This window comes from Acinetobacter sp. UBA6571, from assembly GCF_002434085.1.
In the GTDB taxonomy this organism is placed as follows: domain Bacteria; phylum Pseudomonadota; class Gammaproteobacteria; order Pseudomonadales; family Moraxellaceae; genus Acinetobacter; species Acinetobacter radioresistens.
In genome coordinates this window covers 97,277-111,840 of the sequence record NZ_DJJJ01000067.1, presented here as the reverse complement: position 1 = coordinate 111,840, position 14,564 = coordinate 97,277, and the positions used below count along the sequence as shown (strand labels likewise).

The following is a 14,564-nucleotide window of genomic DNA, read 5'->3' as shown; positions in this document are numbered from 1 at the left end:
CCAAAAGCTATATTTTATGAGGCTTTAGCCAATTCAAAAATTAGATAAAACTATACTTTCGCAAGAGGTCTATTATTTGTTTAATATATATTTCTCGTAATATGTGCTGTTGATACTCTGTGATAGGGTATCAACTCTATGAGAAAGCTTATAAATTTTTATACTGTCTTGTTCTAATCGATAATTATTTGTAGGCGTGATAGGTTCGAAAAGTATTTCTGCAAGTAAGAAGATGTTATCCGCTAGATTTTCATTTTGTTCAAGTTGTAATTTAAATGAAGGTATATATTGATATGCTAGTTTAATAATATAATCTAATAAAAAGTAATCAATTACTTTGTTGTTTTTTGACCAATAATTTATTAATGCATCATATATAAATTTAGGGGTTGGGTCATTGGTACCAAATTTTATAAAGTTACATGACCATTTCCCCTCAGGAAGCCATTTTTTAAAAAAATTTTCTGTACTAGAAAGCGTGAAAAAATTTTTTTTCAAAATTTTTGATGGTATTCCATTTATGCATAAATATGTTGCATCAATCCACATACCTCCATATTGAGATAACAATGCAAATCGAAGTACATCTGAAAAGTGAGCGGGTTGAATAATCTTTTTTTCAAATTTTTGTACTAGAAAATCTGGCATATCAATGAACTTATCATAATTTTTAAGATCTATAATAATTACATTACTATGATTTTTCTGTAGAGATGTGATGCATGTTTTGACAAGTGGAGGGGCATTCTCTATACCTTGAAGCCAACATACCCAGATTATATCGGAAGATGAGTTTGTAGACTGATTTATAGCGTCTACAAATAGGTATCCATTCTGTTCATATAAATATTGAAGTAACGACTTTTGATAGTATTTTTGAGCTGATTTTTCTAAAGAATTTAACCCAAGTTTCTTAAATAATTTGGGGGCTTTTTTAATTAGTCTTAAATAAGTCAAGTTCAAGGGGAACACCAATATTTTGAATGAGTAGGCTAATTTAAATTATTGTTTATCCGCATTCCCCGCCAACACCATATAAATCAGCCCCACAAAAATCACAAACGCACCGCCAATAGAACTTAAGCTAAAGTACAAAATGCGGTCATTGGTGTCTAAGGCAAATAGGTTATTGGCCAAAATGTAACGCATGAATAGCCATTGAGCGACAGCAAATACAATTAGCATAATGCCACGATTACGAACTGCAGGACGCATAGCCATAGTAACGCTCAACTAAAAATTCAAAACGAAGCGCTATTATGCCACTAGCTTGGCTTTATCTCAATTCATAAAAAAACCCTGCTAATTTGCAGGGTTCTTCTCACATTCTCAAAACTTATTCTTGAGATTCTGCTTTTGGTTTTTCACGTAAGCGAATACCCAAATCACGCAATTGAGTGGCATCAACTGGTGCGGGTGCTTGAGTCAATGGACATTCAGCTGTCTTGGTTTTCGGGAAGGCAATCACATCACGAATAGACGATGCACCTGTCATCAACATCACCAAACGGTCTAAACCAAATGCCAAACCACCGTGCGGAGGCGCACCATATTTCAACGCATTCAGTAAGAAACTGAATTTCTCTTCGGCTTCTTCTTCTTCAATACCTAAAGCCTCAAAAATCGCTTTTTGCATTTCTAAAGTATAAATACGCAGTGAACCACCACCAATTTCAGTACCGTTCAATACCATGTCATACGCAACAGATAAAGCTTCACCTGGGTTGCTCTTTACATCTTCAACGCTTGATTTTGGCAAAGTGAATGGGTGATGCACAGAGGTCCATTTACCATCATCTGTTTCTTCAAACATTGGGAAATCAACGACCCAAAGCGGCGCCCACTCGCAGGTTGCAAAGTTCAAATCGTGACCAATTTTGACACGGAGTGCGCCCATTGCATCGTTTACCACTTTGGCTTTATCTGCACCAAAGAATACGATGTCGCCATTTTCAGCGCCTACACGTTTCAACAGATCCAGCACGATTGGCTCAATAAATTTCACGATTGGAGATTGTAAACCTTCAATGCCTTTTTCAAGTTCATTAACTTTAATATACGCCAAACCTTTTGCACCGTATATGCCAACAAATTTAGTGTATTCATCAATTGCACTACGTGGCAATGAACCCGCGCCAGGAACACGAAGCGCAACAATACGACCTTTCGGATCTTTCGCTGGGCCAGCAAACACTTTGAACTCAACGTCTTGCATTAAGTCTGCTACGTCTACCAATTTCAATGGAATACGCAAGTCTGGCTTATCAGATGCATAATCACGCATCGCTTCTGAATATGGCATACGTTGGAATTTGTCGAATTTCACGCCTAGAAGCTCATCGAACATCTTCACGGTCATGCCTTCCATCAAATCCATAATGTCATCGTCACTCATGAACGATGTTTCAATGTCGATTTGAGTAAATTCTGGCTGACGGTCTGCACGTAAATCTTCGTCACGGAAACATTTTGCGATTTGGTAATAACGGTCAATACCGCCCACCATCAACAATTGTTTAAATAATTGTGGCGATTGTGGTAGAGCATAGAAGCTACCGTTAGATACACGGCTTGGCACTAAATAGTCACGTGCACCTTCAGGTGTTGCACGTGTCAAAATTGGTGTTTCAACATCCAAGAAACCATGATCATCTAAATAGTTACGAATCAGGTTGGTGACTTTAGAACGGAAACGTAAGCGGTCCAGCATCTCCGGACGGCGAATGTCTAAAAAGCGGTATTTCAAACGAATTTCTTCAGAGATATTCGTATTTTCATCATTCAACGGGAATGGAGGTGTTTCAGACTGAGCCAAAACTTCAATTTCTTTACCTAATACTTCAATCTGGCCACTGATCATATTGGCATTTTCTGTACCCGCATAGCGGCGACGTACACGACCAGTAATTTTCAATACATATTCAGAACGAGCTTTGTCCGCTGTTGCAAACGCTTCAGGTGTATCTGGGTCAATAACCACTTGAACTAGACCGTCGCGGTCTCGCATATCAAGGAAGATCACACCACCGTGGTCACGGCGACGGTGTACCCAGCCACACAGAGTTACGGTTTGGTCAATTTGAGCTTCGGTTAAAGAACCGCAGTAATGAGTTCGCATCATAGCGTCTAAAATCCAACTATATGGGTTAGTGAAAGCGTATACGTAAACAGCGTACCGCCTTAAGGTAATGGGAGATTATGCCTCTTAGAAGATTCTGTCACAAGAACTAGATCAAAAAACCCTGATAAATTGTGCTTATAGCTTTTAAGAGAAATATCTTGGATCGGTTCTGGTCAGATTAGTAATATTTAAGAGAAAAAATATGACTAATCCATAAGATGTTGCCGATCTATAATTAAAAACAGGATACATCCCAAGCTGAAAATAGCCAGTGAGGCCTGACTGAACTCGTTAATAGATTTACCAGTAAAAAAATAAAGCTCAGATGAGATTAACTCTGGCTTGAAATAGCTCAGGTAGTCATAAACAGACCATGCACCAGCTAGGAATGCCAAACCAAATAATATCCAAAAATAATTTTTAATTTTAGAAGACACTTTCAAGTGCTGCCGATAATGCAGGTAATAACGCCAGGAAAACCAAAACAGAACAGGTAATGCCAATATTGAAGTACCAATCTGCAACACTAGATGGACAGGATAAGTATTACCAAAAAGAGTTATGTCCTGACTTAAAAAATTATAGAAGGCAAAAGTTCTGTAGTCAGCATGAGTTAGCCCGTCCCAAAGGATATGCGTTGCTGTGCCCAGTAAAATGGCAATACTACAGCTTACTAAAAAAATAAGCGCTTGCAGAGGGCTATGAATATTTAGAGGTTTCTGGATACCTAAAAAACGGTATAACGCAGGCCGGTAAATCAGATACCAAACCAGCGTGAAAGCTAGGCCAATCCATAAATTAGGATGCAGTATTGAGGCCCACTGGTGAGTATAACCTGCAGCATCTGCAACAAATAAACGGATCAGGTCAGGCACCATGCAGCCAATGGCTAATGCAGCCAGAGGCAGGCGGTTACCACTAAGTTTTGCTAGTGGTGGCGCCAAAACTGCATGAGAGAGCGTAAAAGGCATGAAAACTGATAAAGACTAAAAATAATGAACCACAGTTTACTTAAAACTTTTTATTAGAATGTTTTTTATTGCAAAAATAGTGAAATGTTATAATATAACATTTTATTAAAAGTACACTTGAGTCAACAAGATGCAGTTTTCTAAGAACTTTCTAACTTTATCGATTATGGCGGTGGTTTCTCCGGTAATTTTTGCTGAAGAAAATAGCTCTGTTCAGCAGCTGGAAACAATACAGGTAACAGCTCATCCGCTGGTACAAAGCGCTGTAGATTACGTGGCGGCAGATAATATTATTGAAAAAGAGCAACTGATCCAGGGCGGTACAACAATTGGTGAAGCTTTAAGTGATCAGGTGGGGGTATATTCCAACCAGTTCGGACCCGGTGCTAGCCGCCCTGTAATTCGCGGGCAGGAGGGGGCACGAGTGAAGGTACTGCAAAATGCCTCAGAAACCATGGATGTCTCCACCTTGTCGCCTGATCATGCTGTTATGGTTGACCCTGCGCTTGCCAAGCAGGTAGAGATCGTGCGTGGGCCATCTACCTTGCTGTATGGTGCCGGTACAGTGGGAGGGCTGGTTAATGTTACAGATAGTAAAATTCCGACACGCATACCTGATAATGGTTATGAAGGTCGTGCAGGGCTGCGTTACAACAGTGGTAATGATGAGAAGCTTGAAACAGCAGGTGTGACATTAGCTTTGGGAGAACAGGTGGCACTTCGGGTTGAAGGGCTAAAACGTGATGCCAACAATTATATTGCGCCAGACTATTATCATGAGCATAGCCACGGCGACCACAGCCATCTGGTAAAAGAACGCAGGGTTGATAATACCTTCGCACAATCCGATACAGCCAGCGTCGGACTTTCCTGGATTCATGATCGCGGGTTTACCGGCCTTTCCTATACGAACCGCCAGGACCAGTATGGTTTACCTGGACATAGTCATGAATATGAAAGCTGTGAAGCCTATTTATCCGGTAGGCCTCATCTACATTGTGGTGATGAACATCATCATGATGAAGAGGGACATGAACACGAGCACAGTCATGAAAAGGATCATGATCATGCCGGTCCTTGGGTTGATTTGAAGTCTGAACGCTATGATTTTAGAACCGAGCTGGATGATCCTTTTGCCGGATTTAAAAAATTACGTGCTCAAGCCAGCTATACCGACTATAAACATGATGAAATTGAAGAGGGTGAAGCAGCTACCACATTTAAAAGTACGGGTTATGATGCGCGTCTGGAAATGGTGCATCAGCCGGTCGCAGCATGGGAAGGCGTCATCGGTACGCAATTTGGTCGTCAGAAGCTGAATATTACTGGTGAAGAATCTTTATTTGCCGGGCCAACCACAACAGATAAGTGGAGCCTGTTTGCTTTAGAACACACCCAGTGGAATGATGTACATTTTGAGCTGGCAGCGCGTTTTGATCAGCAAAAGATTGAGATTGATTCACCACAAAAAAATTATGATGATCATGCCTTTTCTTATTCAGGCGCTGCTAACTGGGAATTCTTGCCTGATTATAAACTGTCACTGGTTGCCTCGCATCAGGAGCGTTTACCTCTGGCTCAGGAACTTTATGCCAAAGGCAAGCATTTGGCCACCAATACCTATGAAATCGGTAATGAGAATCTGAACATAGAAAAATCAAATAACATCGAACTGGGTTTTCATTATGAGGGCGACAAGCTGAATTATCATGTTCATGCTTACCATAACTGGTTTGATGACTATATTTATGCTCAGACACTGGACCGCTTCGAAAACTTCCGCCTGGTTGAATATACACAAGATAAAGCACGTTTTTATGGTGCTGAAGGTGAAGTGTCCTATCAGCTGTCGCCACGCTATAAAGCCAGTCTATTTGGTGATTATGTTCGTGGCAAGATCGAAACAGAAGGTAATGCACCACGGATTCCGGGCGGACGTCTAGGTAGCAAGATTGATGCGGACTTTGGTCATGGTTTCTCTGGTATGGCTGAGTATTACCATGTCTTTACCCAAGACAAAATTGCTGCGTATGAAACTGAAACAGAAGGCTATAATATGGTCAATCTGGGCTTGGCCTATTCGGCACGAGCGACAGATAAAACCGATTACCGCATCTATGTGAAAGCCAATAATCTGCTGGATGAAACGGTTTATAACCACGCTTCTTTCCTTTCAAATATTCCACAGGTTGGCCGTAACTTTACTGTCGGGCTGGATTTTAACTTTTAAATAAAAGGCTTGAGCTATTTAAATAAAAATGGCTCACGAAAAAGCTCTTGAAAAATCAGCTGATAAAACCTAGCCTGAACCGATTGGGTTAGGTTTTATCATATGCGTATCTTTCATCGAATTCATCATAAACTGAACTGGTCAGGCCGCCGTTATATCGCTACGATTATAGCCTTAATGGCTGTAGGGTACTTCGCTTCAGCCATTTATCATATTTATAAACCTCTACCAGAAGGACTGGACTTCGAAGGCCGGTTGCGCCATGCCAATATTAAGTTTCTTGCCGATGAAACCTATATTGATATTCAGGGACGGCAGCAGGCGGACCAGCAGATATTCAATGAAATGCTGAAACTGATTCAGGAAGCCCGCACGACCATTGTGCTGGATATGTTTTTATATAATCCCGAAATTGGTGCCGCCAAGACTACGCACCGTCCTCTCACCCAAGAACTCACCAATGCGCTGATCAGTAAGCGCCGACAAATTCCGGGTATTGATATTACCGTGATTACTGACCCGATAAATTCAGTCTATGGGGGAATTGCGCCTGAACATTACCGACAATTGCGTAAAAGTGGTATTGAGGTTATAGAAACTGACTTAACACCATTGCGGGCTTCTAATCCATTATGGTCAGGTTTCTGGTATATCTGTTGTCAGGGATTAGGGAATAATCCAGAGAAAGGCTGGCTTCCCAACCCGTTCGGGCAGGAAAAGGTAACTTTACGCAGCTATTTGCATCTCATTAATTTTAAAGCCAATCATCGTAAAACACTGGTGGTTGACACTGAAGCTGGCTGGAAAGCACTGGTTACTTCAGCCAATCCGCATGATGGCAGTTCACGTCACTCCAACATTGGACTGGTCGTAACAGGCAATACTGCTATGGATGTGCTGAAAACTGAGCAGGCTGTAGCCGGAATGTCTCAAGGAGAAGCGCCAGTTGTAGTAGTCGGTGAGTTTGAAGAGGATTCAAATTATCCTCAGGTTCAAGTTCTTACAGAAGAAGCAATTTACCGGAAAGCTCTGGATTTAATCAATTCTGCCAAGGCTAATGAACAGATTGATCTGGCCATGTTCTACCTTTCGGAACGGCATATTATTAAGGCATTAATTGCTGCCCATGAGCGGAGGGTAAAATTGCGGATACTACTTGATCCGAATAAAGATGCTTTTGGCCGCCAGAAAAATGGTATACCTAACCGTCAAGTAGCAATGGAGCTGCATCAGGTGGGGATTCCTTTACGCTGGTGTAATACCCAAGGCGAGCAATGTCATAGCAAAATACTGTTGAAACGTGGTGAGAATCAAAGTGAAATAATTGCCGGCTCTGCTAACTTTACTGCAAGAAATTTGAAAAATTATAATCTGGAAACAGATTTAAGAGTAGTTGGTCAGCCGCAAGCACAGGTTTTTGTTGATGCTCAACGCTATTTTGATACAGCTTGGTCTAATCTGAATGGACGGTCTATGAGCGTGCCTTATTCTCAATATGCTGATCACTCAAAATTAAAATACTGGACATATCGTTTTATGGAGTGGAGTGGTATATCCACTTTTTAGAATATTCTAAGAAGGGCAGGAGGTTTATATAATCTCGTGCCCGATAAAATAATCAGTGAGTGGGGGGGATCAACTGATCAAGTTCGGCAGGTGTCAAATTCTCCAGTTCACTCAGGTCAGTTTTAATATGCCACTGACTTTCATCATCCACTGGATTCGGCAAGCGGGCTTCTAGCCAGTCACAAACCACATCAGGCGGAAAATCTACATGATTACATTGAATTACCCAAGCGAGAAAGTCCTTGGCTGCTCCATTCATGTAAGGTGGAGGTGAAACGGGTAAAAACTGTGTGGGCAGGCGTTCATTGGTCGATAGATAATTCAAAACATGGCCCAGTTCCTGTACGGTTTGCCAAGCTAGCGGGTGTTCAATATCGATGTAAAATTTGAACCACCAGGCATGTTCACCATCATTTCCATGTGCTGCAATTCGCTGTTCCTGTACACATGGAACCCTACTGAAAAATTGATAGAGCCGTTCAAAGCTTAAGTCAGACACAGACCTGTTTCCCATAGCAAAACAAAAACGCATCTTAGCATATTTTTGCTTTTACCCGATTTCAGCTAGTTCTTTCAGTTTGGAGCATAAGATTTTTAAAAAATGTTTATTTTTTATTCATGTTTTAGGGCTAAGATAGAAATATATGGATCTGGAGTACTGCCATGCATAACTTATTGCGTCTAGCTGTCCTTGGCAGCCTGTGTTTGGGAATGGCATTATCTGTTTTTGCTGACAGCAGTAACCGCTGGGGAAATTATCGAGGTGTAGAGCGCCCTGCGAAGCCATTGTCTCCGCCACAGTACCGTCCGCCTCATCAAAGACCTCCACAATGGGGCACAGGTCCGCATCGGCCTCATCCTCAATATTCTTATCCACAGCAGAGAGGGCCTTATGTTGAGTACCGTTACGAGCTACCTAGACACTATGAATACAGTAATCAGCGACAGGTAATCTTGAATAGTCAATTTCCAACTCAGTATCAGGGAAGCCAATATATTATTGATGAGGGAAATGAGCCGAAATTACCTGCTCCACCAAGAGGTTACCGCTGGGTGCTATCCTCTGGTTATTATCAGCTGGTTCCAGTTCAATAACTGTGTATAAATTCAGAGACCAGTAGTTTTTATGAGTATTAAATAGAGATAAGTAATTCAAGTGCTTATTTTGATAACTTTAATAAAAGATAAATCTATTTATAATGAAATAGCTTAAATTAACAAAAATAAGCAAGCTCTTCATCAGCACAAAAGAAATTCGGTTTAAAATTTGATTATCCCTAAATTACAATAAATGTTGAGTTCAATTATGCAAAGTAATAACCCTGTATTAACCCGGGTTGAAACCTATAGTGATTTCAACCGGCCTATGACCATCCGTGGCGCAATTCAAAAATCAGTGATGCTGACTGTTGTATCTGCTGTAGTCGGTATTACGCTGTTCTTTTACTGCGCTATGACTGCCAATGCCAACCTAGCCTATTCAGCAGCCTTGGTCGGTATGTTCGGGGGGCTGATTCTGGCATTGGTGACAACGTTTAAGCCTAATACTGCTCCCACACTGGCCGTTCCTTATGCTTTATTTGAAGGTGCTTTCTTGGGTGGTATTTCTTTTGTATTTCAACTGAAATACCCAGGCGCACCACTTCAGGCCTTACTGGCTACCTTTGTGACTACACTGGTCATGTTTGCCCTGTACCGTATGCAGATTATCCGTGCGACTGAAAAATTTAAAGCAGTGGTGATGTCTGCAACCTTGGCGCTGTGTATTGTCTTCGTCATTCAGCTCATCATGCAGTTTGCCTTTGGCTCGGCCATTCCTTACCTGTTTGAGAGTAACTGGCTAGGTATTGGTTTCGCCGTATTTGTTGCAGTCATTGCTTCATTAAACCTGATTCTGGATTTTGACCTGATTGAGACAGCCGCAGCCCAAGGTGCACCAAAATCCATGGAATGGCTGTGTGGTATTGCCTTACTGGCTACTCTAGTCTGGATGTATATATCATTCCTGCGTTTGATCGGTCTGTTATCGAATGACTGATCTTCTCTATAAAATTTGCAAAAATTGCCTCATGTATTGAGGCAATTTTTTATAAAAAGAAAAAATATAAAAAAAGGTGCTTTATGCAATTTCACAATTATTCAAGACTTGGCATTATGCAGACAAATTATTTAAAGTGAGAATCCCATGGCACAAGGATTATTGGCAGGTAAACGCTTTTTAATTGCGGGTATTGCGAGTAAGTTATCGATTGCATTTGGTATTGCACAGGCACTGCATCGTGAAGGGGCTGAGCTGGCTTTTACCTATCCGAATGAAAAATTAAAAAAACGTGTGGATGATTTTGCTGAACAGTTCGGTTCTCAACTGGTATTTCCTTGTGATGTGGCGAATGATGCTGAAATCGAAACAGCCTTTACCGAGCTGGCAAAGCACTGGGATGGTCTGGATGGTTTAGTGCATTCAATTGGCTTTGCTCCGGCACATACACTCGATGGCGATTTTACCGAGGTTACAGACCGTGAAGGTTTCGGTATTGCACATGACATTAGTGCTTACAGCCTGATTGCCATGGCACGTGCTGCCAAGCCTTTACTGCAGGCACGTCAGGGCTGTGTACTCACGCTAACCTACCAAGGTTCAGAGCGCGTGATGCCTAACTATAATGTCATGGGTATGGCTAAAGCCTCATTAGAGGCTGGTATTCGTTACTTGGCATCAAGCATGGGTCCTAAAGGTATTCGTGTCAATGCCATTTCTGCCGGTCCAATCCGTACACTGGCAGCTTCCGGAATTAAATCTTTCCGTAAAATGCTAGATGCTAATGAACGTGTTGCGCCATTACGCCGTAATGTCACTATTGAAGAAGTCGGAAATGCGGCTTTATTCCTGTGTTCTCCATGGGCATCTGGTATCACTGGCGAAATCCTGTATGTTGATTCTGGTTTTAATACAGTTGGCATGAGCCAGGCTTTACTAGAAACTGAATAAAAAATATTCACTTAAAAACGGCCATTACAGGCCGTTTTTATTTTTATAGTCCTATTTTCATTAAATCTAAAAAGGGCTAGTCTTAAGTTCTTAAGGGCGTTTATAAAAGTAAGTTTTTCTAGAATCGAACGGGCTGATGAAATAAAAATTTATGGCTAAGTTTAAATACTGAATAATATATAAATACTTGAGAAATTAAAAACTGATTATTAACGAAATTCAAAACAACAGGTATTAAGCAGTAAAAAAGCCCAACAATGAGCTTTTTTAAAGTTTTTCTCTGTTTAAGGAAGCTGTTGAATGGGACTGCCGCCTAAAGCCTGCATTAAGGTAACATAAGCATTATATTGGTTCTGTTTAGCCTGAACCAAGGCAATACGAGCATTACGAGTAGTTTCTTGAGCATCCAGATAGTTGCTTAAAGCCACAGCACCATTGCGATAACGTACCTCATATAAACGTTCAGTCCGTTCCGCCAAAGCCAGATTCTGTTCCTGATAGCGAACCTGTTTATCCAGTTCAGTCCGGGCTGAGAGTGCATTTTCTACATCAGCGAAAGCTTGATAAAGAGTCTGTCGATAGTTCAAGATACTTTTTTCATAATCCAGTTCACTGATAGCTAAATCACGCTTCATATCATTCCACTGCAAAAAAGGCAGGCTTAAATTCGCTCCCAGCGTTAGCGCAGGATTTTGTAAAAGCTGGGTCAGGGAAGTACTGGTTGAACCCAGATTTCCAGTCAGGCTGATTGAAGGATAATAGCTGGCTCGAGTTGCATCTTTGGTTGCCAATGCCTGACGTAAACGTAACTCGGCAGCGCGTAAATCTGGGCGACGCGCTAAAATTTCTGCAGGTAGACCCGCGCCAAGAACAGGCAGGCGGATGACAGGCAAGCGCTGCGGTTCCTGAATATTTAACTGCTGTACCGGAATCTGTAGAAGTATAGCGAGTGCAGTGCGTGTCTCCACCAGCTGTTGTTGTAACTGGCTCAAACTGGCCCGCTGACTTTGTACAGCCTGTTCTGCCTGGGCTACTTCCAGTCCAGATACAGCACCTGCACGGTATTGTACCCGGACCAGATCTAAAAGCTTTTGTGAGCTTTGCAGGTTCTGGTTCTGTACAACCAGGCGCTCATTCAGATAGCCTAACTGCCAGTAAAGATTTGCTGTGTTACCAATCAGACTTTGGGCAGTAGCCTGTAAATCCTCAGCCGTTGCTGCGGCTTCCCAGCGTGCAGCTTCAGTCTGCCGGTCTAAGCGACCAAACAGATCCACTTCATAACTCACTCCACTGCTGAGTGATACCCCCTGCGACTGGTCATCGCCTGAATTCAGATCAATCCGATGTCCTGTCGAGACACCCGCATTTACCCGGGGTAACTCGGCATTACGTGCCAGCTCGGCACGTAAACGCGCCTGACGTAGAGTTAGTCCCGCGACAGCTAAATCTGTGTTGCTGGCTAAAACCTGATTTACCAGAGTGTTTAACTGCTGGTCTCCAAACAGTGTCCACCATTGATCTGCATAAACATTGGCATGAATTTGCTTGCCATTTACCGGGCTGTTCTGAAAGCTGCCCGGAATTTGTATATTTGGCTGCTCATATGGTGTTTTTACCATTGCCGCACAGCCGACCAGAGAACTTGTCAGAAAAAGTGCGGCAGCAAGTTTAGTCAACTGCAAAGACATGAAATTCTCCTTATTCTCTTGAAAGGGCGGCAACAGGATCAAGCTGTGCAGCATTACGTGCCGGTAAAAATCCAAATACAATACCAATCATGCTGGAGCAGACAAAGGCTGCAATCATGGAGGTGGTGGAGTAAGCCATCTGGAAAGACCCGTTAGAGAGCTTGGTAACCAGCTGGCCTAAACCGAGGGAAAGCAAAACGCCCAGAATCCCGCCCAGAATACAGACCAGTATGGCTTCAATCAGGAACTGTTGCAGAATATCACTCTGGCGTGCTCCTACCGCCATCCGTACCCCGATTTCCTGGGTACGTTCGGTGACTGAAACCAGCATAATATTCATAACCCCTATTCCGCCCACGACCAGAGAGATTACTGCAATTGCAGACACCAGCAGGGTCATGGTTTTGGTTGTATTCTCAATGGTTTCGCGGATGCTATCCGAGTTCTGACTATAAACGTCCTGAGCACCATGACGCTGTTCCAGTAAAGATAGAATGGCATTTTCAGCGGCCGAACTGGAATATTCATCTTTTACCCGTACAATAATACTACGTACATTGGACTGACCCAGCATCCGGCTCATTACAGTAGAGTAGGGCAGGTATACATTCAAACTGTCGGAACCAAACATACCGGCATTGGCTTCGACTACACCAATCACTCGACTTGGTACGCTTCCGAGCAAAATGACCTGTCCAATCGGATCGGAACCAACTGCAAACAGGGTCTTTTGAGTATTACTATCAATGACCACATCCTGCGAGCGTTCATTAATAGCAAATTTGTCAAATGCCTGCCCTGCAGTGAAATTTAAACCGCGCACATCAAAGAACTGATCACTGACTCCATTTACAGTAATCGAAGCCTCAGTATCCTTAAAACGGCCAGTGACACTGTTATTGACTGTCGGAGAAACACCCTGGACATAAGGCTGATCTGCTAATGCATCGGCATCAGCCGGAATCAGGGTTTTTACCTGAGAAGAGCGCGAATTATCGCCAAATCCACGACCCTGATAGATGGTAATAGTGTTGGTACCCAGACTGCTGATATTTTCCAAGATCTGTTTTTGTGAACCATTACCGAGTGCTACCACTGAAACTACCGAAGCAATCCCGATAATAATACCCAGCATAGTCAGAAAGGTCCGCATCCGGTGCGCATTCATGGCCAGTAAGGCCATACGAAATGCTTCACCTAAACGGTCCAAGGCCGAGCGCCAAGATGAAATTTTTGCTTGTGGTTCTTTTACTAAGGTTTGTACTGGCTCTAGCGCTGCTTCATTTTCCTGATATTCCGGTATGTTTGGCCGGTCATCAATAATCTGTCCATCACTGATTTCGATAATTCGTGTGGCATTTTTGGCAACATTAATATCGTGTGTTACCAGAATAATCGTATGGCCTTTGGCATTCAGTTCACGCAAAATGCGCATTACTTCTACACCACTATGCTTATCTAGCGCGCCAGTTGGTTCGTCAGCCAAGATGACATCACCGCCATTCATGAGCGCACGGGCAATTGAAACACGCTGTTGCTGTCCGCCAGATAACTGGCTTGGACGGTTTTGGGTCTTATCTCCTAAGCCTAAATCTGTCAGTAATTTCTGTGCGCGTTCATGCCGTTCAGTGCTGTCTGCACCTGCATAAATTGCTGGAACTTCTACATTCCCTGCTGCACTCAAATCACCCAGCAGATGGTAGCGCTGAAAAATAAAGCCAAAATACTCACGGCGCAACTGAGCCAGCTCATCTGGTTCCAGTTTACGGGTTTCTTTACCATTGACCTTGTAACTACCCTGTGTGGGCTTGTCCAGACATCCCAGAATATTCATCAAGGTCGACTTGCCGGAACCGGACTGACCAATAATAGCCACCAGTTCACCTGGATAAATTTTTAGATCAATGCCTTTAAGAATCTGGACAGTGCCTTCACCCGCCGGAAATTCACGAGTGAGCTGGCTGACCTCCAGTAAAGGTTGCTGCTGATTCTGACTCAT

The 14,564-nt window shown here is 42.6% G+C and carries 12 protein-coding genes; 5 read left to right on the top strand and 7 right to left on the bottom strand.

Annotated elements, in window-relative coordinates; all coding sequences use genetic code 11:
* Positions 1-72: 72 nt before the first annotated feature.
* The 4 genes from B3X18_RS15100 to B3X18_RS15085 all read right to left on the bottom strand — a co-directional run bounded on the left by B3X18_RS15100 (position 73) and on the right by B3X18_RS15085 (position 4,092).
* Positions 73-963: a capsular polysaccharide synthesis protein gene (locus B3X18_RS15100; protein WP_052017279.1), complete on the bottom strand. Its 891-nt coding sequence runs from the start codon at positions 961-963 to the stop codon at positions 73-75.
* A 39-nt stretch (positions 964-1,002) separates the two neighbouring features.
* Complete coding sequence (locus tag B3X18_RS15095; protein ID WP_034686420.1) at positions 1,003-1,221, bottom strand: hypothetical protein; 219 nt, start codon at positions 1,219-1,221, stop codon at positions 1,003-1,005.
* A gap of 115 nt (positions 1,222-1,336) precedes the next feature.
* Positions 1,337-3,121, bottom strand: a complete 1,785-nt coding sequence (gene aspS / locus B3X18_RS15090; RefSeq protein WP_286935801.1) for an aspartate--tRNA ligase — start codon at positions 3,119-3,121, stop codon at positions 1,337-1,339.
* A gap of 206 nt (positions 3,122-3,327) precedes the next feature.
* A complete protein-coding gene (locus tag B3X18_RS15085) occupies positions 3,328-4,092 on the bottom strand; it encodes a DUF4184 family protein (RefSeq protein WP_005023409.1) in 765 nt (254 codons plus the stop codon).
* A 130-nt stretch (positions 4,093-4,222) separates the two neighbouring features.
* Between B3X18_RS15085 and znuD the strand changes: the two genes are divergently transcribed.
* Complete coding sequence (gene znuD, locus B3X18_RS15080) at positions 4,223-6,322, top strand: zinc piracy TonB-dependent receptor ZnuD (RefSeq protein ID WP_005023410.1); 2,100 nt, start codon at positions 4,223-4,225, stop codon at positions 6,320-6,322.
* Positions 6,323-6,424: 102 nt separating this feature from the next.
* Complete coding sequence (locus B3X18_RS15075) at positions 6,425-7,888, top strand: phospholipase D family protein (RefSeq protein ID WP_005023413.1); 1,464 nt, start codon at positions 6,425-6,427, stop codon at positions 7,886-7,888.
* Positions 7,889-7,940: 52 nt separating this feature from the next.
* Here B3X18_RS15075 and B3X18_RS15070 read toward each other — a convergent pair whose 3' ends face one another.
* Complete coding sequence (locus B3X18_RS15070) at positions 7,941-8,387, bottom strand: hypothetical protein (protein WP_005016416.1); 447 nt, start codon at positions 8,385-8,387, stop codon at positions 7,941-7,943.
* A 164-nt stretch (positions 8,388-8,551) separates the two neighbouring features.
* Between B3X18_RS15070 and B3X18_RS15065 the strand changes: the two genes are divergently transcribed.
* The 3 genes from B3X18_RS15065 to B3X18_RS15055 all read left to right on the top strand — a co-directional run bounded on the left by B3X18_RS15065 (position 8,552) and on the right by B3X18_RS15055 (position 10,877).
* Entirely contained in the window at positions 8,552-8,983 is a 432-nt protein-coding gene (locus tag B3X18_RS15065; protein ID WP_106438697.1) for an RcnB family protein, read from the top strand.
* Between the two features lie 211 nt (positions 8,984-9,194).
* Complete coding sequence (locus B3X18_RS15060) at positions 9,195-9,926, top strand: Bax inhibitor-1/YccA family protein (RefSeq protein WP_005016414.1); 732 nt, start codon at positions 9,195-9,197, stop codon at positions 9,924-9,926.
* A 147-nt stretch (positions 9,927-10,073) separates the two neighbouring features.
* Positions 10,074-10,877: an enoyl-ACP reductase FabI gene (locus B3X18_RS15055; protein WP_005023422.1), complete on the top strand. Its 804-nt coding sequence runs from the start codon at positions 10,074-10,076 to the stop codon at positions 10,875-10,877.
* 284 nt (positions 10,878-11,161) lie between these two features.
* Here the strand turns inward: B3X18_RS15055 and B3X18_RS15050 are convergent, their stop codons facing one another.
* Positions 11,162-12,565 (bottom strand): efflux transporter outer membrane subunit, encoded by a 1,404-nt coding sequence (locus B3X18_RS15050; protein WP_005023424.1) that lies wholly within the window; start codon positions 12,563-12,565, stop codon positions 11,162-11,164.
* 10 nt (positions 12,566-12,575) lie between these two features.
* Positions 12,576-14,564 carry a MacB family efflux pump subunit gene (locus B3X18_RS15045; protein WP_026443922.1) on the bottom strand — a complete coding sequence of 663 codons (1,989 nt, stop codon included), beginning with the start codon at positions 14,562-14,564 and terminating at the stop codon, positions 12,576-12,578.

What these genes read in the sequence shown, in the direction of transcription:
- B3X18_RS15045 (WP_026443922.1), bottom strand. Translation starts at nt 14,564, where the DNA reads ATGAGTCAGAATCAGCAGCAACCTTTACTGGAGGTCAGCCAGCTCACT.
- B3X18_RS15065 (WP_106438697.1), top strand. Translation starts at nt 8,552, where the DNA reads ATGCATAACTTATTGCGTCTAGCTGTCCTTGGCAGCCTGTGTTTGGGA.
- B3X18_RS15060 (WP_005016414.1), top strand. Translation starts at nt 9,195, where the DNA reads ATGCAAAGTAATAACCCTGTATTAACCCGGGTTGAAACCTATAGTGAT.
- B3X18_RS15085 (WP_005023409.1), bottom strand. Translation starts at nt 4,092, where the DNA reads ATGCCTTTTACGCTCTCTCATGCAGTTTTGGCGCCACCACTAGCAAAA.
- aspS (WP_286935801.1), bottom strand. Translation starts at nt 3,121, where the DNA reads ATGATGCGAACTCATTACTGCGGTTCTTTAACCGAAGCTCAAATTGAC.
- B3X18_RS15055 (WP_005023422.1), top strand. Translation starts at nt 10,074, where the DNA reads ATGGCACAAGGATTATTGGCAGGTAAACGCTTTTTAATTGCGGGTATT.
- znuD (WP_005023410.1), top strand. Translation starts at nt 4,223, where the DNA reads ATGCAGTTTTCTAAGAACTTTCTAACTTTATCGATTATGGCGGTGGTT.
- B3X18_RS15095 (WP_034686420.1), bottom strand. Translation starts at nt 1,221, where the DNA reads ATGGCTATGCGTCCTGCAGTTCGTAATCGTGGCATTATGCTAATTGTA.
- B3X18_RS15075 (WP_005023413.1), top strand. Translation starts at nt 6,425, where the DNA reads ATGCGTATCTTTCATCGAATTCATCATAAACTGAACTGGTCAGGCCGC.
- B3X18_RS15050 (WP_005023424.1), bottom strand. Translation starts at nt 12,565, where the DNA reads ATGTCTTTGCAGTTGACTAAACTTGCTGCCGCACTTTTTCTGACAAGT.